Consider the following 25,850-nt stretch of genomic DNA (forward strand, 5'->3'; position numbering starts at 1 on the left):
CGGAAGGAGCCGAGATGGCCGACGCGAACATCCGCATCCCCGCCGAGGCGCGGGACCGCCTGGCCGAGATCGCCGCAGGCGAGCACCTGTCCCTGCGGGCCTACCTCTCCCGCCTGGCCCAGGACCTGCTCACCCCGGCCGAGCGGGCCGAACGGGCCGAACAGGCCCGCCAGGTGCTGGAGGAGTGGAACGGCTACGACCCCGACGCCACCCACACCGCCAGCCTGGACGCCGAACTCGACCGCCGCCTGTCCGAGGCGGCCGGGCGGTGAACGCCGTGCACGTCGTCCTGGACGACACCGCCATGGTCGCCGCGGGCCGCGGCAACCTGCTCGTCTCCCGCCTCATCCACCGCGCGCACGCCGAGCAGGGCTGGTACCTCTACGCCCCGGCCTGCGCCCTGGTGGAGGCGGACCGCGAACGCCCCGGGACGGCCGAGCACCTGGCCGCCCTGCCGGCCCTCACCGTGCTGGACCTGGACCTCGCCGCCGCCCTCGCCCTGGCCGCCGACACCACATGGGCCCAGGCCCACGCCCGCCACGCCGCAGCCCCCACACCCGAGCGCCCCGACGGGGCGCTCATCGCCACCACGGAACCCGCCCGCTGGAAGGGCGAGCCGGTGCGCGTCCTGGACCTCGGCCCCTGAACACCGCCGCCCGGGCAGTCGAACCCAGCCCCCGCCGCCCGCCCGTACGGCCCCGCCGAGCGCGGCGATACCCGCCCGGCGGGCACCCGGACCATAGGGTGCCCGCATGCCGGTAGTCATCGCGGGCGGCCACGGCAGGGTCGCACTCCTGACCACCCGCCTGCTCACCGACCGGGGCCTGCGGGTCACCGGGATCATCCGGCGCCCCGAACAGGCCGCCACCCTGCGGGCCGCCGGCGCCCTCCCGGCCCTCGCCGACCTCACCACCGCCACCCCCGACCGGCTCACCCAGCTGCTCACCGGCGCACACGCGATCCTCTACGCCGCCGGCGCAGGCCTCGGCGACGCCCCCGGACACGCGAACCCGGTCGACCACGACGCCGTCCTCACCCTCGCCGACGCCGCCCGCCTCGCCGGAGTGCACCGCTTCGTCCTGCTCTCCACCATGGGCGCACACCCCGCCGCGCACTACCCCGCCGACCCGCTCGTGGAAACCTTCCTGCGCGCCAAGGGCAGGGCCGACCACGACCTGCTCGCCCGCCCCGACCTCGACACCACCGTGCTGCGCCCCGCCTGGTTCCGCGACGGGCCCGGCACCGGCCTGGTCCACCTCGCCGCACACACCGGCCCCGGCGAGATCGACCGGCCGGACGCCGCGGCCGTCCTCGCCCACCTGCTCACCGTGCCCGCCACCACCCCGCGCCTCCTGGAACTCACCCGCGGCGCCACCCCCGTCCACCAGGCCGTCACCCGCATCGCCGCGCGCTCCCTCACCGACGGCTGAGCCCACCGCGCCCCGCGGGAGTCCACCGCCCCCGCCCGCCGCCCGGCCGCACCCGCCGGCGCCAGGAGAACACACGAGCGCCACCCGCACCGCACCGCCGGCGCCCACCTTGCCGCCGGCCGCCTGCCCGCCCGCGACCGCACCAGCGCCAAGCAGCCCGCCGTCCCCTGGCCGACGGCGGTTGAGTGAAGAGTAAATCCCTTTGCCGCCAGCAGACTTGGGGCTTGCCGAGTGACCCCGGCGTCCGCACACTGGGCTGACCTGCCGGGGGAGGGGGCGTCATGTGGGTGGTCCTGGTACTCCTGCTGGGGACGGGCGCGGGGGTGGCCGCGGCCGCTTGGCGCTGCCGGGCGGCGCTGCGCGAGCTGCACCGGGTCGAACGGCTCGCGACCGGACGGGAGTTCGACCTCGGCAGGATCGAACTTGCCTGCCTGGCCGGGGTGCTGGCGGAGCTGACACTCGTGGAGATGTACGAGGACGGCCGGCTGGTCGCCTCCCGCTCGGGTGACGTCACGGTGACCGAAGCCGCGGCTGCGGCCGGGGACGGCCCGGGCGCCGGGGACGGATTCGAGGCGGTGGCCGTGCGATGGCTGGGGCCCACGCGCACCGGGGACGTCGGGGAGCTGCGCCGGGCCGTGGACTGGTCCCCGGAGGCGAAGGCGCTGCGCAAGCGGCTCGCGGCGCAGGGCCTGGCCGACGACGAGGAACTGGTCGAGCGCGCGAGGGAGGCCGGCGGGCGGATGCCGGCGGTCCTCGTCGCGGTGGCCGCGGCGGGCGTGGCCGCCCTGGTGTGGACACTCGTGCAGCACGAGAACTGGCTCGTCCCGCTGACGGCCTTCCCGCCGCTGTTCGCGGCCGCCCTGTGGATCAACCACACGTCGTGGCCGCTCACGCGCTCCGCCACCGGGCTCGGCGCCCGGGTGCTGGCCGCCGCCCTTGCGTCCGAGCGCTGGAAGCACGGGCGGGCGGCCGTGGCCGTCCGGGGCCTGGCCGCCCTGCCCGAGGACCACGACCTGCGGATCTGCCAGGCCGCCGCCCGGGCCCGGGTGGCCGCCCGCTTCCAGGCCGCGGCCCCGACGCGCAGCCACGACCACGACGGCGGCGTGGGCGCCTGCGGCGGCGGCTGCGGAGGGGGCTGCGGAGGCGGGCTCTAGCCGGCCCGGCGCCGCTCCCGACCGGGCCCCGGGGCCGCCCGAGGGCACCCCGGGACGCCTCCCGCACCCGCGGAGGACCTCAGGTGCGCACGGCGCGCGGCACACTGGGCACACCGGACATCCGATACCGCATGAGGGAGCAGTGATGGCGCAGGTAGCCGTGGTCACTTTCGACGGATTCAACGAGTTGGACAGCTTCATCGCCTCCGCGCTGATCAACCGCTGCCGCAAGGACGGCCTGGAAGCCTTCATCACCACGCCGACACCGCAGGTCACCTCGATGAACGGCGTCGAGGTCACCGGGCAGCGCCCGATCGAGTTCGTGACCGAGGCCGACGTCGTGCTGATCGGCAGCGGCGTGAGGACCCGCGACGTGGTCGCCGACGGCCGGCTGCTCGCCCAGCTGCCGCTCGACCCCTCGCGCCAGCTGATCGGCTCCCAGTGCTCCGGCGCGCTGGTGCTGGCACACCTCGGCCTGCTGGGCACCATGCCGGCCTGCACGGACCTGACGAGCCGCCCCTTCGTCGAAGCCCGCGGCGTCACCGTGCTCGACGCGCCGTTCCACGCCGAGGGCAACATCGCCACCGCGGGCGGCTGCCTGGCCTCCCAGTACCTCGCCACCTGGGTGATCACCCGCACCCTCGGAGAGGACGCGGCCCGCGCCGTCCTCGGCTACGTGGCCCCGGTCGGCGAACACCGGGAAACCGTCGAACGCGCCCTGCACGCCGTCAGCACCGCCCGCACGGTCGAGCCCGCCCGCTCCTGACGACCCTCCGCGGCCGCCGCCCGCACCCGCGGCGGCGGCCCCTCCCGACGGGCGACGTCACCCGACCGAGGGGCTGACGCCGGCCCGGCTCGGGGGGACCCGGACCTCGCCCGTCTCGTCGGACGTGAAGGAGAGTTCCGAGCCGATCACGTACGGGCGTCCGTCCTCCCCGCCCTCGGCCGCTGACGGGCCGTCCGAGGCCGGGAACCGGGGCCGCCTCAGATCGGAACCACACGCCCGGCGACCCCGACCCGGGGCCAACTCGGACCGGAAGGACGGGGCCGGATCAGAGGCTCTGGCTGCAGTTCCGTGAAGGATCTCGGAGCGGCTTGACCCCGCAAGGGGGGCGAGTGAAAACCTCGGCCTCCATGCCTTTGCGCGACTACTGTGCTGCCGGGCGGATCGTCCCGACCGACGAGGGGGTGAGTCGTGCTGACCAATACGCATCCGCCGTAGGTACCTCTGGAGAGTCCAGAGGGCCCTACGGAGGCTCTCGATGTCCCGAACCGTCCGCACGACTCCCAGGCAACTCCGCGTCCAAGAAGGCGCATCGGAGTTCATGTCCCTGTATGACCTGCGCTACACGCACGCTGAACTGGCCCGGGCCGCCCGCGAAGGCCGTCGCCCTGCCCCGAAGAAGACGTGGCGTCGGATCACCTCCTGGCAGTGGATGGTGCTCTACTGCAGGAAGGGCTCGTTCTCCGCCGAGATCGCTACGGCTGAAGGCCGGGCCCGGCTCCAGGGTCGACTCGACGCCCAGCGCATCCGCGGGCTGCACCGCGCCGGCCACGACCTCGACGACGCAGACATCCCTCCGGTCCACCACCGTCACGGTGCGCTCTGGAATGCCTGGTGAACACGAAGCCCCCAGGACTGACGCGCACGTGCGAACACAGGAAGCGCCTACGGCGGGCCGGGCGACCGCACCGGGCCGAACGTCTCGCGGCCGGGCGAGTGTTTCGACCTCGGGCACCAGAGCGGGATGGGGGCAGACGCGACGGTCTCCGCCTCGACTCCCCGTGGTGGTGGGACGGCAGCCCCCCGCGGGACCGGGCTCCCGGCGGGAAACGCTCCCCGCGCTCCGGCGTCCGAGCGCGGACGACCGGGTGGTGGGGGGGGGGGGGGGGGGGGGGGGGGGGGGGCCCCCCCCGCCCCCGGGGGGGGGGGGGGGGGGGGGGCGCGGGGGGGGGCCCCCCCCCCCCCGGGGGGCCGGGGCCCCCGGCGGCACCCCCCCCCCGCCCGCCGGCGCCCCCGCCCCCACGACCGGGTGGTGGCGTGGGAAGTCGACGGGGCCGACTTCCCACGCCGGGACGGGGGCCGGTGCAGGCGATGGCCAACGCGTCGGTGCGCACGGCCAGGGCGCGCCAATGCTTCACGCGGCTGATGCACCGCTCGACGGTGTTCCGTTCCGTAGCGGCCTCGGTGTCCAAGCCGGGCGGGCGGCCACCGCGGGATCCACGCCGAAACCCGGTTACGACCTGGTCCACCGGCGGCGGGAGGACCGCACGGATGCTGCCGGCCGATCCGGTGAGAACCCTCGACGGATAGCTCTCACTGAGAGATAAAATGAGGGTATGACCGCGACAGAGCCCCAGACGCTCGACGTCGCGCCGGCGGACGAGTTCTCCACCCTCCTCGTCGTCATCCAGCGCCTGGTCCGCCGCCGCCTGCGGCAGACGACGGACGAACCCCGGCTGCGCGGCGCCCAGGTCGAACTGCTGCACCTGGTGACGGACACCCCCGGACTGCGCGTCTCGGAAGCCGCCGAGGAGCTGTGCCTGGCCGGCAACTCCGTGTCCACCCTGGTCAACCAGCTCGTCGCCCTCCACCTGCTGCGCCGCGAAACCGACCCCGCCGACCGCCGGGCCGCCCTCCTGCACGCCACCCCCGAGGCCGTGGAGCGGATCGAGGCCTGGCGCCGGCGCCGCCGCGCGCTGATGGAGGACATCGTCGCCGGCCTGCCCGCCGACCAGCGCGAGGCCCTGGCCGCGGCCCTGCCCGCGCTGCGGCAGGTCGCCGAAGGCCTGCGCACCCTGCCCGGGGAGGAGGAGCGGTGAACGCCGAGGACGCGGTGGTGTGCCAGGGCCTGGAGTACGTCTTCCGCCACGGCCGCGGCAAGACGACCAGGGCCGTCGACGGCATCGACCTGACCGTGCGCACCGGCGAGGTGTTCGGCCTGCTCGGCCCCAACGGCGCAGGCAAGACCACCACCATCCGCGCGATCACCACCCTGCTGCCCGTCGGCGCCGGCATGGTGCGCGTCTTCGGCCACGACGCCACCCGCCACCCCATGCAGGTGCGCCGCCTGCTCGGCTACGTCCCCCAGCAGCTGTCCGCCGACGCCGCCCTGACCGGACGCGAGAACGTCGCCCTGTTCGCCCGCGTCTTCGACGTCCCGCGCCGCGAACGCGCGCAGCGCGTCACCCAGGCCCTCGCCGCCGTCGACCTCACCGAGGCCGCCGAACGGATGGCCGCCACCTACTCCGGCGGCATGGTGCGCCGCCTCGAACTCGCCCAGGCCCTGGTCAGCGCCCCGCGCCTGCTCGTCCTCGACGAACCCACCATCGGCCTGGACCCGATCGCCCGCACCGGCGTGTGGGAACGCGTGGACGCCGTACGGGCCGCCACCGGCATGACCGTCCTGGTCACCACCCACTACATGGACGAGGCCGACCGCCACTGCGACCGCATCGCCCTCATGGACCGCGGCCGCATCCGCGCGCTCGGCACCCCCGCCGAACTCAAGGACCTGGTCCGCCACGCCGGCCCGGCCCGGGACGACCCCAGTCTCGACGACGTCTTCCGCCACTTCGCCGGCCGTCAGCTGACCGACGCCACCGAAGGAGACTTCAGCGATGTCCGCCGAACCCGCCGCACCGCAGGCCGCGTCGGCTGAGCCCCCAGGGCCCGGCCCCACCGGCGCCGGCCCCGACTTCTCCCTGCTGCTGGTGCCCCCGCGCGCCCGCACCGGCTGGCGCCTGGTGCCCGCCCGCATCGGCGCGATGTGCACCGTCGAACTCCAGAAGCTGCGCCACGACCGCACCGAGCTGTACACCCGGGCCGTCCAGCCGGCGCTGTGGCTGCTGATCTTCGGTGAGACGTTCACCGGTCTCAAGGCCATCCCCACCGGCGGCATCCCGTACCTGGACTTCCTCGCGCCGGGCATCATCGCCCAGTCCGCGATGTTCATCGCGATCTTCTACGGCATCATGATCATCTGGGAGCGGGACTCCGGGGTCCTCACCAAACTGCTGGTCACCCCGACCCCGCGTGCCGCCCTGGTCACCGGCAAGGCCTTCGCCGCCGGGGTGAAGGCCGTCCTGCAGGCCGCGGTGGTGGTGCTGATCGCCGCCGTGCTCGGCGTCGCCATGACGTGGAACCCGCTGCGGCTGCTCGGTGTCGTGGCCGTCGTGCTGCTCGGCTCGGCGTTCTTCTCCTGCCTGTCGATGGCCATCGCGGGCATCGTGCTCACCCGCGACCGCCTCATGGGCATCGGCCAGGCCATCACCATGCCGCTGTTCTTCGCCTCCAACGCCCTCTACCCCCTCGACCTGATGCCCGGCTGGCTCCAGGCCGTCAGCAAGGCCAACCCGCTCAGCTACCAGGTCGACGCGCTGCGCGGCCTGCTCATCGGCACCCCCTCCCACCTGCCCCTGGACTTCGCCGTCCTCGTCTTCGCCACCCTCCTCGGCATCGCCGCCTCCTCCGCCCTGCTGGGGCGCCTGGCGCGCTGAGCGAGGTGCGGTGGAGCGGCGGCGCCGGCACCGGCGCCGGGAAACCCGGTGACATGCGCGGGCCGCCCGAGGAGACTGCCGACAGGCACACGGACGAACCGACGACCGAAAGGCGCCATCGTGGCACTGGCCGAGAAGGGTTCCCGCCGCATCGTCGTCGACGGCGTGGCGTACCGCTGGCGGGTGAGCAGGCAGCACTGGTGCTGCGACTACGAGGGCACCACCCTGGGCTACGTGGTGGAGGAGGCGGCACACCCCGGAACGACGCTCGTCGTGGACACCGGCCGGCCCACCGTCCGCACCCCGGACGCGGTGCCGGCGCACGTGGTCATGCCGCGGGAGGTCGCCGCGGGCATCCGCTCCGCGCGCTCCAAGGGCTGGACGCCCGGCGCCGCCGGTTCGCCCTTCAAGCTGCACCTGTCCGCCGCCTGACCGGCCACCTGACGGGGGAGGTTCGCGCCTTCGAGAGGGGGCGAGTGAGTCAGGAGAGCCAGTCCGCGTAGCGGGTGGGGGCGAGGTGGGCGTCCGTGTCGGTGAGGACGTCCCCCTTGACGACGGCGAACATGCCGGCGGTGGGGTCGGTGACGACGGTACGGTTGTCGCCCTTGCGGGACAGGGTGATCCGGCCCAGCTCGTCCAGGGGGAAGATCTCGGGGCCGGCGATGTTGCGAATGCCGCCCAGCGGGGCGCCCGCCGCGACTTGCGCCACCGCGTCGGCCACGTCCTTGGAGGCGATCGGCTGGATCGGCGTGGCGGGCAACCGGACGGTTTCGCTGTCGGCGGTCCAGGACAGGACGGCGTCCACGAAGTCCATGAACTGCGTCGCCCGGACGATCGAGTAGGGGATCGGCCCGGCCGCGAGGATGTCCTCCTGGAGCACCTTGGCACGGTAGTAGTCCAGCTCGGGCACCTGGTCCGCGCCGACGATCGAGAGGATGACGACGTGGCCGACGCCACTCTTCCGGGCCGCGGCCAGAAGGTTGTCCATCGAGGTCTGGAAGAAGGCGAGGGAGGCTTCGTCGAAGGTCGGGGAGTTCGTCAGGTTGACGACGACGTCGGCCCCCGCCACCGCCTCGTCCAGTCCCCGGCCACTGATGACGTCGACTCCGGTGGACTGCGAGTGCGGTACCGCCTCGTGCCCGGCGGCGTTCAGAGTTCTGACGACCTGCGACCCGATCAGCCCGGTGCCGCCGATGACTGCGAACTTCATGACATGCCTTTCGTCGGGGTCATGTCCGAAATATGGCATATGAACCCCTGGGTGGGCATGGCGCACACCCGACCCGAACGGGCTGACCGCCGTGGTCGCAGGAGCCACCCAGCAGTGGCGGCGGGGTGAAACCCCTTTGCCGGGCCGTGCCGTGCGGCCTGACACTGGGCGCATGCTCGGATTCGTCAGGACCGACAACAAAGCCCTCGTCGCGTGCCTTGGAGACCCTCAGCGCACGGTGGCCGCCTACCGGGAACTGCTGCGGCGCGGGCAGTGCGCGGTCGGGGCCATCCGGGAGGGCCTGGCCCATGAGAGCGCGGCCGTCCGGGAGGGCTGCTGCCGGCTGCTGGACCACCTGGTCGACACCGAGTCCATGGACCGGCTCATCGCCATGGCCGACGACCCGGACGCCCGGGTGAGGACCGCCGCCTTCCACGCCCTGGCCTGCGACCGGTGCAAGGGCGACACGTGCGCACCGGGCGCGGACCGGGTCCTCGAACCCGCCCTGCGCCACCTGGCCCGCGACCCCGACCCGGGCGTCCGGGCCAGGGCCGCCGAGCTCGTGGGCCGGTTCGCTCATGCCGAGGCCCGGGCCGTGGCCGCCCTGCGGGCCTGTCACGCCCAGGATCCGAGCCCGGCGGTCCGCAAGAAGGCAGGCTGGTACATCCCCGGCGGGGCCATCTACGAACGGACCGCCGCCCGTAGGGCCGGGTGAACGGACCCGGCGCCGGCGCGAGCCGGGCCGACCTGCCGTTCCGCCGCCCGTCCGGCCAGGGGCGCCACTGCTCGCGGTACTCGGGGAGGCCGGCGTAGGACTGGGCCAGGACGCGCAGCGCGTACCCGAGCCTGGCGAGGGGCGCGCGCGGAGCCGGGCGCCGGCCGGCTCCGCGCGCGCTGGGGGAGAGGGGTCAGGCGACGGCGCCCTGCCGGCGGGCGCGGACGCTGGTGACCAGCTGGGCGCGGATGCGGGCGGGGACCTCGGGGGCGAAGCGGGCCAGGTAGTGGTCCAGGTGGGTCTCGTCGCCGGCGAGGAAGGGCAGGTCGAAGACCAGGAGCTTGCGCACCGCGAGCAGCGGGACGGGGGAGCGCAGCGGCCTGAAGGAGTGGTTCCACAGGCCGGGTTCCTCGCAGAGCGGATGGAACTGGCCGATCATCAGGCCCTGTTCGACGAACTCGTCCTTGGCCTTGCGCTGGAGCTCGTCCAGCACGGTGGAGTCCTCGCGGTCCAGTTGGGGCAGCACCAGCAGCACGGTGAGCAGCTCGCGCTCCGACTCCTCCTGAAGGCCGGCGAGCAACTCGTCGTAGCGGGCGCGCAGTTCGGCCACCAGGGCGGGAAGGTCCCGCCCGGGGGAGCCGTCGGCGACGGCGATGTGGAACAGGCCGCGGCGCAGCGAGGGCTGGGTGTAGGGGCAGACCGGGCCGCTGCGGCCGAGGTCGGGGTGGGAGGTGGTGAGGAAGGCGCGGGCCCAGGCGAGGGTCTCCACGGCTTCGGGGCGGTCGGCGGCGTGGCCGGCGTCGATGGATTCGGCGCTGTACAGGCGCAGCGCACCGGCGGTGGCGGTGGCGGTGGGGGCGGTCACCGGGGCCCCCGCCAGACCGGGGCCAGGCGGGGTCCGCCGCCGGGCAGGGCGATGGCCTCGCCGAAGCGGGTGAAGCCGCCGCCGGCCAGGAGGTGGGCGCCGGCCGGGGAGCTGGTCTCGGCGTAGGCGGCCTGGCCGGCGGTGTCGACCTCGGTGAGGAAGGCGTGCAGCAGGGCCTCGCCGGCGCGGGTGCGGCGGGCGTCGGCGCGCACGCCGACGAAGGCGAGGTAGTGGTGGGAGCGGTGGCGCGGGTGGCGCAGGGTCTGCAGGCGGGTGATGGCCTCCAGACGGTGGGCCGCCTCCCGGTGTCCGGGGGCGTCGATGGCCTCGGCGAGGGCGTCGGTGGTGGCGCCGTCGTGAAGGCCCGGGTTCTCCCACAGGCCGGGCGGAAGGAACAGCAGTGCCCCCAGCGGCTGCCCGTCGCCGCGGGCCGCTTCGCTGCCGGCGGTGGCCTGGTAGGCGACCAGCACGCCCCGGTGGGCCAGGCACTGTTCGACGTGGACGCGGAAGAAGGCGGGCAGGACGCGCGCGCGGTGCTCGGGGTCGGGGAAGGCCCAGAGCATCAGCGCGTCGTCGGCGAAGGCGCCGGCGAGCACGGCGGCGAGGGCGCTCTCCTCGCCCGGGCGGGCCGGGCGCACGGCGGGCCGTACGGCGGGCTGTAAGGCGGTGCCCGCGGCGGCGGGCAGGGCGGTGGCGGTGGTCAACGGGCACTCTCCTCGAACGAGGGGGCGGACGAAGGGGAAGGCGGGTCAACGGGAACATCCGGCGGGCCGGCCGGCACATCCGGCCGGTCGACCGGAACATCGGCCGGCGCATCCGGCGCATCCGGCGCATCCGGCGCATCCGGCGGGCCGACGGGAACATCGGGCGGGCCGGCCGGCACATCGGCGGGAAGGCGCGTGGCCGAGGCGGCCAGGGCGCAGACGCGCGCGTGCAGCGGCGCCACCCACCCCTGCGCCTCGGGCTTGATCAGCACGCTGCGCAGCACCCGCGCCCCGTCCGCGTCCGCCCGCACGCCCGGGTGGCGGCGGGTGAAGTCGGCGGCGTCCACGCGCAGCACGCTCAGGTACACCGGGTCGTGCTCGTCGGCCATGCCCCGGCGCAGGACACGCTCGCCGGCGGCGTCGACGGCCGACAGCGCGGGCACACCGGCGACGGTGGGGAAGTAGGTGACGATGTCCAGCTGCGGCTCCTGGTACAGCGTCAGCTGCGCGCTGTCCTCGATCAGGGCGGCCCAGTCCAGGGCGGCGCGCCGGCTCGCGGCCAGCCCCGCGCCCAGGCTCTGCGCGGTGAGCGGCAGCAGCTGCAGGGTCAGCCACAGGGCGGCGGCCGAGGCCCCGGCGCGCGAGCACTCCAGGCTGATCTCGCCCAGGTGCAGCTCGGCGTCGGTGAAGTAGGTGTACGGGGAGTCGTGGGCGAAGTGGCGCCCGATGCCGGGGTCGGCGAACAGCACCGCCCCGCAGCCGTACGGCTGCAGGCCGTGCTTGTGCGGGTCGACGGTCACCGAGTCGCAGCCGGCGATCGCCCGCCACGGCGCGGTGTCCACCCCCAGCGAGGCCGCCAGCGCGTCGTCGGCGGCCAGCAGCGCGAAGAACCCGCCGTAGGCGGCGTCCACGTGCACCCGCGCCCCGTAGCGGCGCGCCAGCGGCAGGATCTCGTGCACCGGATCCACCGCGCCGAGCCCGGTGGTGCCGCAGGTGACCACCACCGTGCCCACCCGCCCGGTGCGCAGCAGCTCCTCCAGCGCGCCGGCGTCCATCCGGCCCTGGGCGTCCGCCGCCACCGCGTGCCCGCTGACGCCCAGGACGTGGCACATCCGGCTGTGGGTGTAGTGGGCCTGGCTGCTGTAGGCGACGCCGAGGCCGGGGTGGCTCTGGCGCGCCACGTACAGCGCCTCCAGGTTGGCGATGGTGCCGCTGCTGGTCAGGTGGCCCACGTGCGCGGGCAGGTCGAACATGGCGGCCAGCTGCGCGACGCACTCGCGTTCCATGTCGTTGGTGGCCGGCCCGCCCTCGTAGGCGTGGTTGTTGGGGTTGAAGCGCATCGCCGTCAGGTAGCCCACCAGTGCAGCCGGGTGCGGGGGCTTGACCATCTGCCCTGCGTAACGCGGGTGGAAGAACGGGTAGTTGTGCTCCAGGCGCTTGGCGAAACGCTCGAACGCGGCGGCGAAGTCCGCCTCGTCCACCAGGTGCGAGGGGTGCGGCTCCAGCGGCCCGAACCGCTCGCCCCACCGCTCGGCCACCTCGGCCGCCCTCGGCAGCCAGTACCGCAGGTCCACGCTCCGGCCCTTCCCCTCAGTCCTTCGACAACAGGGGGACCGGCGCGCAGGTGAGCAGCACGCCGGGTCCCTGGCGAGTACGAGCGTTCACCGCGTGCCGAGTCTTGAGCGTTCCTCGACCGCGTCCGCAGCCACGGTGGCCACCGCGCGCAAGGCGCCCGCAACACCCGCAGCTCACCCACCGCCCCGCCCGCCGGCCCCCACCGCCCAGCCCCGAACCCACCCCGAGCCCACCCCGAGCCCGCCCCCGTTCCCGCCCCGGGCACCTCCCGCACGGCCCAAGCCAAACCCCACCGGGGCGTGAGCCGGCGCTGCTGCAATCACCCCCGGACAAGGCCGCCCCACATCCCCATCCGGGCGAGACCGGGCGAGGCCGGGGGAGCTCACGCGGGAGGAACGACGCGATGGTGACCAGACGCAGGATGATCGGCGCCGCCCTGGCGACCGGAGGAGGGGTCCTGCTCGTGCGCACCACGCTGCGCCCGGCCGCCTCCGCCGCCTCCACCACCGCCGCCGGGCAGGACGCGGGACACGCCCACCCGGCGGGCGCCGCCGCCCCCGACCCGGGCCCGGACGCGGGCCCCTCGCTCGTGGAGAAGTTCACCACCACCCTGCCGCTGCCCCCGGTGCTCAGCCCCGTCGCCACCGACAACGGAGCCGACACCTACGCGGTGACCATGCTGCGCTCCTTCGCGCGGATCCTGCCCGGGCACCGCACCGAGGTCCTCACCTACAACGGCGCCTTCCCCGGCCCCGTCATCCGCGCCCGCTCCGGACGGCCGGTGATCGTACGCCAGACCAACCTGCTGGACGATCCCGTCTCCGTGCACCTGCACGGCTGCGCCGTCCCCGTGGACAGCGACGGCGGCCCGATGAACCTGCTGGACGCCGGCGCCACCCGCACCTACACCTACCCCAACGACCAGCCCCACGCGAGCCTGTGGTTCCACGACCACGCCCACCACCTGGAGTCCGAGCACGTCTACCGGGGCCTGGCCGGCACCTACCTGCTCACCGACGCCACCGAGGCCGCCCTGCCGCTGCCCTCCGGCCGCTACGACCTGCCCATCGCGCTGCGCGACGCCCGCTTCGACCCCTCGGGCAACCTCGTCTACCGGATGGACGACGCCGCAGGCCGCGCCACCATCCTCGCCAACGGCCGCCCCTGGCCCAAGGTCGATGTCGCCGCCCGCCGCTACCGCATCCGCCTGCTCAACTCCTCCAACCTGCGCTTCTTCTCCCTGCGCCTGGCCGACGGCGGCCCGATCACCCAGATCGGCTCCGACGGCGGCCTGCTGGAACGCCCCCACACCACCGACACCATCGACCTCTCGCCCGGCGAGCGCGCCGACGTCGTCATCGACTTCTCCCGCTACCGCCCCGGCACCAGCGTCGTGCTCACCAACTCCATGCCGCCCGGCCCCGCCGAACACATCGGCCAGGTCCTGCGCTTCGACGTCGGCCGCCCCGCCCCCGACCCCTCCGCCGTCCCCGACCGGCTGCGCACCCTGCCCCCGCTGGGCCCGGTGGCCCGCGAGCGCACCATCGTGCTGAAGGTCGAGGAGGGCACGGCGGGCGCGGCCCCGCGCGGCCTGATCGACGGCCGGCAGTACGACCCGGCCCGGGTGGACGCCTCCGTCGCCTTCGGCACCTCGGAGATCTGGACGGTGGTCAACGCCAACACCGACATCCCGCACAACTTCCACCTGCACCTGGTGCAGTTCCGCGTCCTGCAGCGCAACGGCGAGACCCCCGGCCCCGAGGAGGCCGGCCTGAAGGACACCGTGCGCCTGATGCCCGGCGAGAGCGTGCGCCTGCAGGCCGCCTTTGACTCCTACCGCGGCCGCTACCCCTACCACTGCCACCTGCTGGACCACTCCGCGATGGGCATGATGGCCCAGATGGAGATCACCTGACCCGCCCACCGGGCCGCCCGCACCCACCCGCAGGCGCGGGCGGCCCTGGAAGAGACGGTCAGGTCAGGACACGTGGATGCCCTGCCCCGGCGTCAGGATGCCCGCCGGGTCGAAGCGGCGCTTGGCCTGCACCACCCGCTCCCACAGCCCCCCGTAGTGGCGCCGCCAGTCCGCCTGCGTCATCCCCGGCACCGCCCCGATCAGGTACCGCTTGCCGCCCAGCTCCACCGCCAGGTCGTACAGGCGCCGGTTGCGCTCCAGCATTGCCGCGGTGTCCGACCCCGGCCCCGGGAAGGCCAGCAGGTCGAAGTGCCAGCCCACCTCCTGCTCGGGCAGCACCGCCAGCGGCGCCTGCACCTTCGAGCGCTCGTACGGGTAGAACAGCAGCAGCCCCGCCCCCAGGTCGGCGGCCGTCAGCACCTCGGCGGCCCGCGCCATGAACGCCCGCGCCGCGGACGCCGGCAGGAACACGCTCAGCCACGGCTTGGGCAGCGCCCAGAACCCGGCCGCGCGCAGGTACCCGGCGAAGCCGTCCACCCGGAAGGCGTACTCCCGCCAGCTCTGCTCCACCACCTCCGTCTCCACCGGGCCCAGCCCCGCCAGCAGCGCCGCCCGGTCCACCGCCTGCCCGGCGTCCGCGAACGCCACCAGCTCCGCCTTGTAGCGCCAGCGCGTGCCGTCCCCGCTGCGCACCACGTCGCCGACCTGGAGGTCGAAGCGGCGTTCGGCCATGACCTTCTGCTGGTCGGCGAGGTAGGCGTCCAGGTCGTCGTAGTGGAGCGAGAAGACGTGGGCGCGTTCGCGCACCCGGACCAGGGCGAGGGTGACGCGCACGATGACGCCGACCTGGCCGCCGCCGGCCAGCACCGCCTCGAACAGCTCCCGGTTGCGGGTGGGGGAGGCGGTCACCAGCTCGCCGGTGCCGGTCACCACGTCCAGCTCCAGCACGTTGTCGACCTGCATGCCGTGGCGCTGCACGCCGCCGCCGATGCCGCCGACGCTCAGCGTGCCGCCCACCGTCAGGTGGAGGTAGTCGGTGAGCACCGGCGGCACCCAGCCGGCCGCCAGGCCCGCCTCGGTGACCTGCGCCCAGGTGGCCCCGGCCTCGACGACGGCGCGTCCGGGGCGCACCGAGACGACCTTGGACAGGCCGCGGGCGTCGATGGCGATGCCGCCGCGGGGGTTGGCCTGGCCGTAGCTGGAGTGCGACTCCAGCCCGGCCTCGCCGAGCTGGGCGAGGTCGCCGCTCTGGCCGTTGACGGCCACCGGGATGCGGTGGCGGCGGGCGAAGGCCACCAGCTGCTGCACGTCGCGCACCGAGCCGGGGCGCAGCACGGCGCGGGGTGTGGCGGTGACGAGGTGTCCGAAGTCGGTGGAGAAGCGTTCCAGGCCGTCGCCCTGGAGGGTCACCGTGCCGTCCAGGGCGGGCAGTCGGGCGACGTCGGCGCCGTCGGCGGTGTCGGCTTCGGTGGCCCAGGCGGTGGTGGCGGTGTTCCAGCCGATGACGGCGGTGACGGCCCCGGCGCCGGCTCCGGCGAGGAGGGTGCGGCGCGACAGTCCTGACCTGCTCATATCAGAATTTCTCCGATCAGTCGTCAAATAGGGATTGTTGTACCGCAACCATCGGGTAATCACCTACTGCCCTGCACTGCCGAGCTGCTGCTCGATGCGCCGCAGCTCGGTCATCGGGTACTCCCACATCCGCACCTGGTGGGCGGGGGCGTGGGCGGGGATGTGCGCGCAGGCGGCTTGCGCCTGCGCCAGCAGCGCCTGCCGCGCCTCGGGCAGGTGGGCCACCCGCGGCCCCTCGGCGGCCTCCCGCAGGACGAACGCCAGCTTGTAGGCGTAGGCGGCCGGGCTGACCGTGAACAGTGCCCGGTAGACCCACAGGCCCTCCTCGCCGTGCAGGATCCGCCCGTTGTGGCTCAGCAGCCGCACCCGCGCCTTCAGCACCAGGTCCTCGTGCATGCGCATACCCTCGTCCCCCTTCGTCGTTCGTGTGGTTCCTCCCGTCCGCGGGCAGCACGCCGTGCGCGCCGGCCGCCCGGGACGGGGCGGTGGCGCGGGACGCGGAAGGGGATGCGCACGAGTCTGCGGGCGGCGGCCGCCGTGCGGCAAGGCGGAAGAAGGGTGTGCTGTGTCCTACCGCAACCCTTGCCCGAGCTGGCAGGATTGGGGTCGGCACCCTCCCGGCGCGGGAGCTGCGGGGGGCGTCGCGGCCCGTCGGGGCCCGGGGTCTAGCCTGGCCGCATGTTCGTACTGGAGCTGACGTACACCGCCGACCTGGAGTCGATCGACGCCGTGCTGGCGCAGCACATCGAGTGGCTGGAGGCGCACTACGCGGCGGGCACCTTCCTCGCCTCGGGGCGCAAGGTGCCGCGCGACGGCGGGGTGATCCTCGCGGTCGGCGAGGACCGTGCCCTGATCGAGGCACTGGTGGCCACCGACCCGTTCGTGCGCGCCGGGCTGACCGAGTACCGGGTGACGGAGTTCCTGGCCACCACCACCGCCGAGGTGCTGGCCGCCCACCGCCAGCAGCTGCCCGACTGAGGCCTGCCGCCCGCCCGTTCGTGGTGCCCCGGACCGCTTGGCGCGGTTCGGGGCACGGTCGCGTTCTGGCTACGATCGGTGAGCGCGGAGCGAGGACGTATCGCGAGTTACCGACTTTCGGCGGGAGAAGACGGATGGCACACGCACGGGCCGGGCAGCCGGCGCAGCCCGGTGACCTGGTGGACGTGGCACGGCTGGTGACGGCGTACTACGCGCTGAACCCGGACCCGCAGGAGCCCGGGCAGCGGGTGGCGTTCGGAACCTCGGGGCACCGGGGCTCGTCGCTGGACGCGGCGTTCAACGAGGACCACATCGCCGCGACCACGCAGGCGATCTGCGAGTACCGGGCCGAACAGGGCGTCGCGGGCCCGGTGTTCCTGGGCGCCGACACCCACGCCCTGTCCGAGCCGGCCAAGGCCACCGCCCTGGAGGTGCTGGCCGCCAACGGGGTGCAGGTGCTGATCGACGCCGCCGACGGCTACACCCCCACCCCGGCGGTCTCGCACGCGATCCTCGCCCACAACCGGCGCAGCCCCCGCGCGCTCGCGGACGGCATCGTGATCACCCCCTCGCACAACCCGCCGCGCGACGGCGGCTTCAAGTACAACCCGCCCAGCGGCGGCCCGGCCGGCTCCAAGGCCACCGGCTGGATCCAGGACCGCGCCAACGAGCTGATCCGCGAGGGCCTGCGCGGCGTCAAGAAGGTCCCCTACGCGCGGGCGCTGGCCGCCGCCACCACCGGGCGCCACGACTACCTCACCGCCTACGTCGAGGACCTGCCCTCCGTCCTGGACCTGGACGCGGTGCGCGAGGCACGCCTGCGCATCGGCGCCGACCCGCTGGGCGGCGCGTCGGTGGCCTACTGGCAGCGCATCGCCGAGACCCACCGCCTGGAGGTGACCGTCGTCAACCCGGTGACCGACCCGACCTGGCGGTTCATGACGCTGGACTGGGACGGGAAGATCCGCATGGACTGCTCCTCCCCGGCCGCGATGGCCTCCCTCATCGGCCGCAAGGACGAGTACGCCATCGCCACCGGCAACGACGCGGACGCCGACCGCCACGGCATCGTCACCCCCGACGGCGGCCTGATGAACCCCAACCACTACCTGGCGGTCGCCGTCGACTACCTCTACCGCCACCGCGCCGACTGGCCCGGCGACGCGGGCGTCGGCAAGACCCTGGTCTCCTCCTCGATGCTCGACCGCGTCGCCGCCGACCTCGGCCGCACCCTGGTGGAGGTCCCGGTCGGCTTCAAGTGGTTCGTCGACGGTCTGCTGGAGGGCTCGATCGGCTTCGGCGGCGAGGAGAGCGCCGGCGCCTCCTTCCTGCGCCGCGACGGCGGGGTGTGGACCACCGACAAGGACGGCATCCTGCTCGCCCTGCTGGCCGCCGAGATCACCGCCGTCACCGGCGCCACCCCCAGCGCCCACTACCGCGAACTGACCAAGCGCCACGGCGCCCCCTCCTACGCCCGCGTGGACGCCCCCGCCGACCGCGAGCAGAAGGCCCGCCTGGCCCGACTCTCCCCGGAACGGGTCGGCGCCGGCAAGATCGCCGGGGAGGAGATCACCGCCGTCCTCGCCGAGGCCCCCGGCAACGGCGCCCGGATCGGCGGCATCAAGGTCTGCACCGAGAACGCCTGGTTCGCCGCCCGCCCCTCGGGCACCGAGGACGTCTACAAGATCTACGCCGAGTCCTTCCACGGCGACGAGCACCTCGCCCGGGTCCAGGACGAGGCCCGCGCCCTGGTCGGCGAGGTCCTGCGGGGCTGAACCCGGCACCCGTGCCCCGCTCCGGCCCCCGGCCGCAGCGGGGCGCGACCGGAGCGGGGCGCGACCGGAGCGGGGCACGGCCCCTTCCTCAGACGCGGACGGGCTCCGGCACCCGGGCCCGGACCGCCCGCCCGTCGCGCGTGGTCGCCGCCGCCACCGCGCACGCCACCAGCGCCAGCACCGCCGCCGCGAACGGGAACCACCGCCCGCCCAGCACCGCGATCGCCGCCGACCCCGCCACACCCCCGGCCGCCGTCCCCAGGTACAGCGCACTGCTGTTCAGCGAGATCAGCAGCGGCGCGCTGCCCGGATCGATCGACGCCAGCCGGTGCGGCAACGCCACCGACACCGCCCACCCCGCCAACGGCACCACCATCGCGTACCCCAGCGCCCCTGGCATGCTGCGCCCCAGCCACGGCAGCGCGGCGAACGCGCCGGCGGCCACCGCCGAGCCGGCCAGCAGCACCCGCCGCACCCCGAGGCGGTCCACCAGGCGCCCGCCCAGCCAGCTGCCGGCCACCGACATCACGCCGCAGGTCAGCAGGACCACGCTCAGCCGGTCGGCGTCGCCGCCGGTGGCACCCGAGACGGCGGTGGCCAGGTAGATGTAGACGCTCTGGAAGGCGAGGAAGAACACCAGCGTGGTGGCCGCGGCACCCAGCACCCGGCGCTGTGCCAGCGGCGCCAGACGCGCCTTGAGGGTGGGGGCGGCGGCGGGGGCGGGCAGGTCGCGCAGCAGCAGCGCCAGGCCCGCCAGGGCCGCCAGGCCCAGGGCGGTGACGAGCCACATCGTCATCCGCCAGTCGGTGCGCCCCACCCAGGTGCCCAGCGGCACGCCGAGTGCGGTGGCCACCGTCATCCCGCCCAGCACCGTCGCCAGCGCCCGGCCGCGCCGCTCGGGGGCGACCAGGGTGGTGGCCACCGCGTTGGCGGTCGGGGTGTAGAGGGCGGCGCCGGCCGCGGCCAGGACGCGGGTAGCCAGCAGCAGCCCGTAGCCGGGGGCGAGCGCGCTGAGCGCGTTGGCCGCGCTGAACACCGCGAGCGCGGTCAGCAGCAGGCGCCGGCGCGGCCAGCGGGCGGTGAGCGTGGCCAGCACCGGGGCCAGCAGCGCATAGCCGAGCGCGAAGACGGTGACCAGCTGGCCGGCGGCCGGCACCGACACCCCCAGGTCGGCGGAGATCGGGCCGAGGATGCCGGCGACGACCATCGAGTCGGTGCCCATGGCGAAGGTGCCGAGGGCGAGCAGGAGCAGACGTACGGGCACGGGAGAGCCCCCCGGGGCGCAAGGGTGGACGGTCGGACGGAACTGTTGGATGGCCGTGCAACAGTTTGACGCTCGTCAAACACTCGGGGATTGGTGGATGATTGTCAAACCATTCATTCCCCGCCCGCGGCCCCGAGGAGCGTGCGCCATGAGCGACGACGAGCGGCTTCCCCAGCCCGCCACCGCCGACATCGACCTCGTCACCGTCCTGCACGCCCTCGGTGACCCCGTACGCATGACCCTGCTGCTCGGCTACGCCGACGGCGGCGAGCACTCCTGCGACCCGCGCGGCCTGGGCCTGGAGCACCTCCACAAGTCGACCGTCTCCCACCACATGCGGGTGCTGCGCGAGGCCGGCGTCACCACCACCCGCGTCGCCGGCCGCAACCGCTTCGTCAGCCTGCGCCGCACCGACCTCGACACCCGCTTCCCCGGCCTGCTCGACGCGCTCCTGACGGCCTCGGCAACTCCCGCCCCCCAGAAGCCGGTTGGCCCATAGGGGGCCGGCGCACCAGGCTGCCGCCGCAGGCGTAGGCCCGCGGTCGCACGGCACCGCGGGCGGCTCCTGCCACGGACGGACGCGCCCCGGCGGGCCCGGTCGGCACGGTGGACTCGCACGCCGCCGCCGAACCGCCCGAGGAGCCACGCATGACCAGACCTCAGCCCGGCCGTCCGCTCACCCGCCGCGGCGTCCTCGGGGCCCTCGCCCTGGGCGCCGCCACCGTCGCCGCCGGCGCCGGGCCCGCACACGCCGACACCACACCCGCCGGCACCGCGGGGGAGCCCCGCCTGAGCCTGCCCGCACCCACCGGCCCCCACCCCGTCGGCACCACCCTGCTGTACCTGACCGACCCCACCCGCACCGACGCCTGGGCCCCCGTGCCGCGCCCGCGCGAACTGCGCGCCCGCCTCTGGTACCCGGCCGCCCCCGGCGCCCGCGGCCCCCGCGCACCGTGGATGAGCCCCGCCGAGACCGCCCACCTCCAGGCCGCCTACTTCGCCGTCCCCGACGCCCGCCTCACCTGGCCCACCACCCACGCCCGCCCGAACGCGCCCGCCGACCGCACACGCCGCCACCCCGTCGTCCTCAACTCCCACGGCTCCGGCGCCGACAGCGCCTTCAACACCGCCCTCGCCGAGGAACTCGCCTCCCACGGCCACGTCGTCGCCGCCGTCGACCACACCTACGACGCCGGCGAAGTCGAATTCCCCGGCCACCGCCTCGACGTACGCGACAAGGCCCGCGTCCAGGCGATGACCGACGCCGAGATCGTCGCCTACCGCGCCGCCGACACCCGCTGCCTGCTCGACCGCCTCGAAAGCGGCCCGCTGCCCGCCGGCCTCCACACCACCCTCGACCTCGACGCCGTCGGCATGTTCGGCCACTCCATGGGCGGCGCCACCACCGCCCAGGCCCTGCACGACGACCCCCGCATCCGCGCCGGCGCCGTCCTGGACGGCCCCCTGTTCAACACCAGCGCCACCGCCGACCAGCCCCGCCCCCTGCTGCTGATGGCCTCCGCCTGGGACAGCCCCACCCGCGACACCATGTGGGACACCCTGTGGCCACACCTGACCGGCTGGCGCCGCCGCCTGACCCTCACCCGCTCAGGACACCTGTCCTACTGCGACCTCCAACTGCTCATCCCCCAGGGCCAGAGCGCCTTCGCCTGGCCCGCCGACCAGCTGGAACACTTCCTCGGCACCGGCGACCCCCACCGCGCCGTCGCCGCCCAACGCACCTACCTCACCGCCTACTTCAACCTCCACCTGCACGGCATCCCCACCCCCCTGCTGGACGCCCCCACACCCCGCTGGCCCGAGATCCGCTTCGACGCCTGAACCCCGTTCCGCCGGTTCAGCCCACCGCGCGCCGCACCAGCTCCGCGATCCGCTCCTCCACCTGCGCGGTGGGGCGGGGCACCGACGACCGCGTAGGGTCTGTACGGACCGGCGACAGGCGGACCGGCGGACCCGGGCGGACGCAGGGCGAAAGGACGGACCGTGCCGATCACCAGATCTCTCCCAGGATGCCCCCGGCTTCAGCCGGGGGAGGAATGGGGGACTCGGAGTCGCGCGGCGGCGGAGTTCTCTGTGCGGCTGTTCTGGCCTGCGCTTTCTTTCGTTGTCAGTGGGTCCTGTTAGGTTGCGGGACATGACGACACGGCAGGTTGCGGAGGGTGCCGGGCATGCCCGGTATACCTACCGGCTTCGCGTGTCGTCGACCGCGTCCGCGTTGCTGGAGGCGGAGTGGGGCCGGTGTCGGTGGGTGTGGAACGAGTGTGTCCACATGTCGCGGAAGATCCATCTGCGCAACCGGGCCGACGTTGAGAACAGGCGCACCTGCGGGCCGGCCGACCTGGACAGGCTCCTGACCCAGGCACGCGGCGCGACGGCGTGGCTGCGTGAGGGCGCGTCGGTCCCGCAGCAGCAGACCATCCTGGACTTCGCCACGTCCCGCGCCAAGGCCATGAAGGACATCAAGGCGCAGCTGCCGATGCGTCGGCGTGCCGGGATGCCGAAGCCGAAGAAGAAACGGGAGGCGCGGCCGTCGCTGAACTACACGCGGCGCGGTTTCCGGATCAAGGACGGCCGGCTGCACCTGGCCGGCGGCATCGTGGTGACCGTGGTGTGGTCTCGCGACCTGCCTTCGGACCCGTCCAGCGTGCGGGTGTATCAGGACGCCGTCGGGCACTGGTACGCGAGCTTCGTGGTCCCCGCGGTCGTCGAGCCGCTGCCTGCCACCGGGCGCGTCATCGGGATCGACTGGGGTGTCACGGAGATCGCCACGACGACCGGCGACGCCCACGACCTTCCCCATCCCCGGCACGGGAAGAGTGCCGCGCAGAAACTCGCCCGCTACCAGCGGCAGATGGCCCGCAGGCGGCAGCCGAAGGGGAAGGCGCAGACGAAGGGCTACCGCAAGGCCCGGCGGCAGGCCGCGAAGCTGCAGCGGAAGGTCGCGAACCAGCGCCAGGACACCGCCCGCAAGTGGGCCAAGACCGTTGTGCGCGACCACGACACGATTGCGGTGGAGGACTTCCGGCCGAAGTTCCTCGCCAGGACCACCATGGCCGGCAAGGCGGCCGACGCCGCGATCGGCGCCACGAAGGCGGCGCTGGTCGAGATGGCCCGCAAGCACGGCCGGACCGTGCATCTGGTCAACCCCGCGCACACCACGATGGACTGCGCGTACTGCGGTGCGAGAGCCAAGCACCGCCTTCCCCTCTCCGAGAGGACCTACTCGTGCACCGCGTGCGGGAGCTCGTCCCCCAGAGACAAGAACTCCGCCCGTGTGATGCTCGTCCGGGCTGGTCTCAACCCGGCTGGTGCCGATCGCGGAAGACCTGAACGCCCGCAGGGCGATCAGGCAGCGTGAGCCAGGAATCCCCTTCCCCTCAGGGAGGGGAGGATGTCAAAGGCGTGCTCTTCGACGTCGACGACACCCTCTTCGACTACACCGGATCGGAACGCGCCGGCATCCTCGCCCACCTGCACCGACTCGACCTGCTGCGCCGCTTCCCCGACCCCGAGGCGGCCACGGCACTGTGGCGCGAGGTCATGGAGGAGCAGTACGCGCGCTTCCTCGCCGGCGAACTGACCTTCACCGCACAGCAGCACGAGCGCACCCGGCACTTCCTCGCCCGCCTCGGCGAGGACACCACCGCCATGCCCGACGAGGCCGCCGCCGCCTGGTTCGCCGGCTACACCGCCCACCGCGACGCCGCCCGGGCCGCCTTCCCCGACGCCGCCCCCACCCTCGCCGCCCTCGCCCCCACCCACCGCCTCGGCATCGTCTCCAACTCCTCCACCGGCCACCAGCGCGACAAGCTCCACGCCACCGGCCTGCTGCACCACTTCGCCGACACCGCCCTCGTCTGCTCCGACGAGCACGGCGAGGCCAAACCCGCCCCCGGCATCTTCCGGGCCGGCTGCGCCCGCCTCGGCCTGCCCCCGCACCAGGTCGCCTACGTCGGCGACAAGTACGACCTCGACGCCCTCGGTGCCCGCGCCGCCGGCCTGCACCCCTTCTGGCTCGACCGCGCCGCCACCACAGCCGCGGTCGAGGACGGCATCCACGTCCTGCACTCCCTGGCCGACCTGCCCGCCGCCCTGCGCACCTGAGGCCCGCGAACCGCCGGGCCGCCTGGGCACCCCTTCGTCACGGCGCCGTTGCACGGACCGCGACCCCGCCGGTAGACGCTCGATCAACGCGTGCGGGTGGGCCGTGCCCATGTGCCGGGACGCGGCCCACCCGGAGTGGGTCAGCTGTAGATCACGGACCACTGCTGGTTGTGGTCCCCGGTGCGGCAGTCCTCGATCGTCACCTGGCTCCAGGCGTGGGCGGTCAGGCAGCCCTGGTCGCCGTCGGCGGAGTGGATGTACGTCCCGGCGTCACCGGCCGCGTACCACCAGCGCGACCTGGTCCCGGTGTTGTCGTACGGGTCGTACCACTGGTTGTACTCGGACAGCTCGCCGGTGTTGCCGAAGCTGCGGCGCAGGTTCCGGTACTTCGTGTCGGTGCAGAACAGGTTGTCGCACGACCGCGTCTGGTAGGAGGAGAAGACGACGTTGTTGGTGGAGGTCATCGTGACGTACCACCACTGGTTGTTCTGCCCGGTCTGCGGATAGGCGTACACCGGGGCGCCCTGGCTGGTGTTGTTGGCGTAGTCGTCCAGGTACTGGCCGGTGCCCACGTTCTGGACGTGGACCCAGCCCCGGGGAACGGCGGCCTGAGCGGGGACGTCCACGGCGAACACGCCGGCGAGGACGGACACGGACACCCCGGCGGCGGTGAGGATCCTTCTGATGCTCTTCACGGTGGGTGACTCCTTCCGGTGTGTCAGCTGTAGATGATGGCCCACTGCTGGGTGTGGTCGCCGGTGCGGCAGCCCTCGACCGTCACCTGGCCGCCGGCGTGGGCGGTCAGGCAGTCGCCGTTCCAGGCGTTGGAGTGGATGTACGTCCCGGCGTCACCGTCCGCGTACCACCAGCGCTCCTCGCCGGGCAACTGGCTGAAACCGCGGCCGCCGACCCAGCGCTGCTGGGGGCCCAGGACGCCCCTGTCGCCGGTGTCGCGCGTGAGGTTGCGGTACCACCAGGTGCCGGCGCCGCCCTGCTGGGTCTCGTAGGAGGAGAAGGTGACCATGTCGTTGGTGTTGTTGGCCACCCACCACCACTGGTTGGACTGCCCGGTCTGCGCGTAGGTGTACACCGGGGCGCCCTGGTTGGTGTTGTGGGCGTAGTCGTCCAGGTACTGGCCGGTGCCCAGGTTCAGGACGTGCGCCCAGCCCTGCGGTACCGCGGCGTCGGCGGGCGTGGCCATGGTGACGGTGGCGGCCAGCGCGGCACCGGCCATCAAGGCGCCGGCGAATTTCTTCTTCACTGCGTTCCTCTCGACGTGCTCTCGTCCTGCGGCGACGCCTCGCGTCGCCGACGAGCAGGTGAGTGGAAGGTAGGAAGACCCGGTAGACAGACGATGGACGGGCACGGCGGGGACACCGCCGCCATGCCCGCCCAGGCAGGCGCGGGCCCCGGTGTCAGCCGCCGATGCCGAACAGGGCGCGGCAGCCGTCGCTCAGGCCGGTGACGGTGACCGGGGTGCGGGCGTGCTCGGCCCAGGCCTCGGGACTCAGGCGCAGGCGCTCGGAGACGACCACCCGACCGTCCAGGACGTCGCGGTCGATGCCGTCGCTGCGGTAGCCGAGCCTGCGCGAGACGGCCAGCGAGGAGTGGTTGTCGGCGAAGGAGAGCGAGGTCGCCGACTGCGTCCCCAGCTCCGCGAAGGCCAGATGGAGCATCGCGGCACGCATCTCGGTGCCCAGGCCCTTGCCCTGGTGCTCCAGGCCGAGCCAGGAACCGGAGACGATCTCGCGCCGCACCCCGAACTCCTTGGCGCGCATGTCCTGGATGCCCACCGGGCGCCCCTCGTGGAAGGCGACCAGGTTCAGCGCCCAGTCCTGCGCGCTCCAGCGGCCCAGCCGCGTCCAGTGCAACTGCATCACGTGCCGGGCCCGTTCGGCCGGCGGCAGCTCGCCCCACGGCGTCAGGAACGGACGCTCCTGGGGCGGGTGGACGCCGCGGGCGGCGACATCCGCCACCTCGGCGAGTTCGTCCTCGGTCGGCAGGCGCAGTTCCAGGCGGGGCGAGGTCACGCGCAGCCCCCGCAGGGGCCAGTGGTCGATGATCATCG

At 74.1% G+C, this 25,850-nt stretch carries 28 protein-coding genes and 1 pseudogene; 18 read left to right on the plus strand and 11 right to left on the minus strand.

Annotated elements, in window-relative coordinates; genetic code table 11:
- The first annotated feature begins 14 nt into the window (after positions 1-14).
- The 6 genes from ACIRRH_RS21410 (at position 15) to ACIRRH_RS21435 (ending at position 4,206) form a co-directional block, all read left to right on the plus strand.
- Positions 15-272 (plus strand): hypothetical protein, encoded by a 258-nt coding sequence (locus ACIRRH_RS21410; protein WP_403069590.1) that lies wholly within the window; start codon positions 15-17, stop codon positions 270-272.
- A gap of 5 nt (positions 273-277) precedes the next feature.
- Positions 278-646, plus strand: coding sequence for a hypothetical protein (locus tag ACIRRH_RS21415; protein WP_403069882.1), 369 nt, complete (start codon positions 278-280; stop codon positions 644-646).
- A gap of 106 nt (positions 647-752) precedes the next feature.
- Positions 753-1,430, plus strand: a complete 678-nt coding sequence (locus ACIRRH_RS21420) for an NAD(P)H-binding protein (protein WP_403069592.1) — start codon at positions 753-755, stop codon at positions 1,428-1,430.
- Positions 1,431-1,711: 281 nt separating this feature from the next.
- Positions 1,712-2,584: a TIGR04222 domain-containing membrane protein gene (locus ACIRRH_RS21425; RefSeq protein ID WP_403069595.1), complete on the plus strand. Its 873-nt coding sequence runs from the start codon at positions 1,712-1,714 to the stop codon at positions 2,582-2,584.
- 145 nt (positions 2,585-2,729) lie between these two features.
- A complete protein-coding gene (locus tag ACIRRH_RS21430; RefSeq protein WP_403069598.1) occupies positions 2,730-3,350 on the plus strand; it encodes an AraC family transcriptional regulator in 621 nt (206 codons plus the stop codon).
- Positions 3,351-3,909: 559 nt separating this feature from the next.
- Complete coding sequence (locus ACIRRH_RS21435; protein WP_403069601.1) at positions 3,910-4,206, plus strand: hypothetical protein; 297 nt, start codon at positions 3,910-3,912, stop codon at positions 4,204-4,206.
- Positions 4,207-4,666: 460 nt separating this feature from the next.
- Here ACIRRH_RS21435 and ACIRRH_RS21440 read toward each other — a convergent pair.
- Positions 4,667-4,861 (minus strand): annotated as a pseudogene (locus ACIRRH_RS21440) (IS5/IS1182 family transposase); the annotation flags it as partial.
- Positions 4,862-4,924: 63 nt separating this feature from the next.
- Here ACIRRH_RS21440 and ACIRRH_RS21445 point away from each other — a divergent pair.
- From ACIRRH_RS21445 to ACIRRH_RS21460, 4 genes are all read left to right on the plus strand, one after another.
- Positions 4,925-5,407 carry a MarR family winged helix-turn-helix transcriptional regulator gene (locus tag ACIRRH_RS21445; RefSeq protein ID WP_403069604.1) on the plus strand — a complete coding sequence of 161 codons (483 nt, stop codon included), beginning with the start codon at positions 4,925-4,927 and terminating at the stop codon, positions 5,405-5,407.
- The gene (locus ACIRRH_RS21450) at positions 5,404-6,246 is read left to right on the plus strand and encodes an ATP-binding cassette domain-containing protein (protein ID WP_403069607.1); all 843 of its coding nucleotides are present in this window, start codon (positions 5,404-5,406) and stop codon (positions 6,244-6,246) included. Before ACIRRH_RS21445 ends, ACIRRH_RS21450 begins: the two co-directional genes overlap by 4 nt.
- The gene (locus tag ACIRRH_RS21455; protein WP_403069610.1) at positions 6,206-7,084 is read left to right on the plus strand and encodes an ABC transporter permease; all 879 of its coding nucleotides are present in this window, start codon (positions 6,206-6,208) and stop codon (positions 7,082-7,084) included. The genes ACIRRH_RS21450 and ACIRRH_RS21455 overlap by 41 nt, the downstream gene beginning before the upstream one ends.
- A gap of 120 nt (positions 7,085-7,204) precedes the next feature.
- Entirely contained in the window at positions 7,205-7,516 is a 312-nt protein-coding gene (locus tag ACIRRH_RS21460; protein ID WP_403069613.1) for a hypothetical protein, read from the plus strand.
- A 49-nt stretch (positions 7,517-7,565) separates the two neighbouring features.
- On the opposite strand, the gene ACIRRH_RS21465 is transcribed toward ACIRRH_RS21460, so the two are convergent.
- The gene (locus tag ACIRRH_RS21465; RefSeq protein WP_403069616.1) at positions 7,566-8,294 is read right to left on the minus strand and encodes an SDR family oxidoreductase; all 729 of its coding nucleotides are present in this window, start codon (positions 8,292-8,294) and stop codon (positions 7,566-7,568) included.
- 172 nt (positions 8,295-8,466) lie between these two features.
- Here ACIRRH_RS21465 and ACIRRH_RS21470 point away from each other — a divergent pair, with 172 nt between their 5' ends.
- Positions 8,467-9,009 (plus strand): HEAT repeat domain-containing protein, encoded by a 543-nt coding sequence (locus ACIRRH_RS21470; protein ID WP_403069619.1) that lies wholly within the window; start codon positions 8,467-8,469, stop codon positions 9,007-9,009.
- 193 nt (positions 9,010-9,202) lie between these two features.
- Here the strand turns inward: ACIRRH_RS21470 and ACIRRH_RS21475 are convergent, their stop codons facing one another.
- From ACIRRH_RS21475 to ACIRRH_RS21485, 3 genes are read right to left on the minus strand one after another with little or no spacing between them, the layout of a single operon-like run.
- Positions 9,203-9,874 (minus strand): DUF6875 domain-containing protein, encoded by a 672-nt coding sequence (locus ACIRRH_RS21475; protein WP_403069622.1) that lies wholly within the window; start codon positions 9,872-9,874, stop codon positions 9,203-9,205.
- A complete protein-coding gene (locus tag ACIRRH_RS21480; protein WP_403069625.1) occupies positions 9,871-10,578 on the minus strand; it encodes a hypothetical protein in 708 nt (235 codons plus the stop codon). The genes ACIRRH_RS21475 and ACIRRH_RS21480 overlap by 4 nt, the downstream gene beginning before the upstream one ends.
- Positions 10,575-12,152: a pyridoxal phosphate-dependent decarboxylase family protein gene (locus tag ACIRRH_RS21485; RefSeq protein ID WP_403069628.1), complete on the minus strand. Its 1,578-nt coding sequence runs from the start codon at positions 12,150-12,152 to the stop codon at positions 10,575-10,577. Before ACIRRH_RS21485 ends, ACIRRH_RS21480 begins: the two co-directional genes overlap by 4 nt.
- A 404-nt stretch (positions 12,153-12,556) precedes the next feature.
- Here ACIRRH_RS21485 and ACIRRH_RS21490 point away from each other — a divergent pair, with 404 nt between their 5' ends.
- Positions 12,557-14,068 carry a multicopper oxidase family protein gene (locus tag ACIRRH_RS21490; protein ID WP_403069631.1) on the plus strand — a complete coding sequence of 504 codons (1,512 nt, stop codon included), beginning with the start codon at positions 12,557-12,559 and terminating at the stop codon, positions 14,066-14,068.
- 63 nt (positions 14,069-14,131) lie between these two features.
- On the opposite strand, the gene ACIRRH_RS21495 is transcribed toward ACIRRH_RS21490, so the two are convergent.
- Both ACIRRH_RS21495 and ACIRRH_RS21500 read right to left on the minus strand, forming a co-directional pair.
- Positions 14,132-15,640: an FAD-binding protein gene (locus tag ACIRRH_RS21495; protein WP_403069634.1), complete on the minus strand. Its 1,509-nt coding sequence runs from the start codon at positions 15,638-15,640 to the stop codon at positions 14,132-14,134.
- Between the two features lie 63 nt (positions 15,641-15,703).
- Positions 15,704-16,042 (minus strand): hypothetical protein, encoded by a 339-nt coding sequence (locus ACIRRH_RS21500; protein ID WP_403069637.1) that lies wholly within the window; start codon positions 16,040-16,042, stop codon positions 15,704-15,706.
- A gap of 276 nt (positions 16,043-16,318) precedes the next feature.
- On the opposite strand from ACIRRH_RS21500, the gene ACIRRH_RS21505 reads away from it, so the two are divergent.
- Together ACIRRH_RS21505 and pgm are read left to right on the plus strand one after the other, a co-directional pair.
- Positions 16,319-16,618, plus strand: coding sequence for a YciI family protein (locus ACIRRH_RS21505; RefSeq protein ID WP_403069640.1), 300 nt, complete (start codon positions 16,319-16,321; stop codon positions 16,616-16,618).
- A 134-nt stretch (positions 16,619-16,752) separates the two neighbouring features.
- Positions 16,753-18,393, plus strand: a complete 1,641-nt coding sequence (gene pgm / locus ACIRRH_RS21510; RefSeq protein ID WP_403069643.1) for a phosphoglucomutase (alpha-D-glucose-1,6-bisphosphate-dependent) — start codon at positions 16,753-16,755, stop codon at positions 18,391-18,393.
- Between the two features lie 88 nt (positions 18,394-18,481).
- Here the strand turns inward: pgm and ACIRRH_RS21515 are convergent, their stop codons facing one another.
- On the minus strand, positions 18,482-19,657 hold the full coding sequence (locus tag ACIRRH_RS21515) for an MFS transporter (RefSeq protein WP_403069645.1): 1,176 nt from the start codon (positions 19,655-19,657) through the stop codon (positions 18,482-18,484).
- 148 nt (positions 19,658-19,805) lie between these two features.
- On the opposite strand from ACIRRH_RS21515, the gene ACIRRH_RS21520 reads away from it, so the two are divergent.
- From ACIRRH_RS21520 to ACIRRH_RS21535, 4 genes are all read left to right on the plus strand, one after another.
- A complete protein-coding gene (locus ACIRRH_RS21520) occupies positions 19,806-20,156 on the plus strand; it encodes an ArsR/SmtB family transcription factor (RefSeq protein ID WP_403069648.1) in 351 nt (116 codons plus the stop codon).
- A 149-nt stretch (positions 20,157-20,305) separates the two neighbouring features.
- Positions 20,306-21,499 (plus strand): alpha/beta hydrolase family protein, encoded by a 1,194-nt coding sequence (locus ACIRRH_RS21525; RefSeq protein WP_403069651.1) that lies wholly within the window; start codon positions 20,306-20,308, stop codon positions 21,497-21,499.
- Between the two features lie 313 nt (positions 21,500-21,812).
- Positions 21,813-23,036, plus strand: coding sequence for an RNA-guided endonuclease InsQ/TnpB family protein (locus ACIRRH_RS21530; protein WP_403069654.1), 1,224 nt, complete (start codon positions 21,813-21,815; stop codon positions 23,034-23,036).
- 44 nt (positions 23,037-23,080) lie between these two features.
- On the plus strand, positions 23,081-23,782 hold the full coding sequence (locus ACIRRH_RS21535; protein WP_403069657.1) for an HAD family hydrolase: 702 nt from the start codon (positions 23,081-23,083) through the stop codon (positions 23,780-23,782).
- A 140-nt stretch (positions 23,783-23,922) separates the two neighbouring features.
- Here ACIRRH_RS21535 and ACIRRH_RS21540 read toward each other — a convergent pair whose 3' ends face one another.
- The 3 genes from ACIRRH_RS21540 to ACIRRH_RS21550 form a co-directional block, all read right to left on the minus strand.
- Positions 23,923-24,477 carry an RICIN domain-containing protein gene (locus ACIRRH_RS21540; RefSeq protein ID WP_403069660.1) on the minus strand — a complete coding sequence of 185 codons (555 nt, stop codon included), beginning with the start codon at positions 24,475-24,477 and terminating at the stop codon, positions 23,923-23,925.
- Positions 24,478-24,500: 23 nt separating this feature from the next.
- A complete protein-coding gene (locus ACIRRH_RS21545; RefSeq protein WP_403069663.1) occupies positions 24,501-25,043 on the minus strand; it encodes an RICIN domain-containing protein in 543 nt (180 codons plus the stop codon).
- Positions 25,044-25,197: 154 nt separating this feature from the next.
- Positions 25,198-25,848 (minus strand): GNAT family N-acetyltransferase, encoded by a 651-nt coding sequence (locus ACIRRH_RS21550; RefSeq protein WP_403069666.1) that lies wholly within the window; start codon positions 25,846-25,848, stop codon positions 25,198-25,200.
- Between the last annotated feature and the right edge of the window lie 2 nt (positions 25,849-25,850).

This window comes from Kitasatospora sp. NPDC101235 (genome assembly GCF_044767505.1).
GTDB lineage: Bacteria > Actinomycetota > Actinomycetes > Streptomycetales > Streptomycetaceae > Kitasatospora.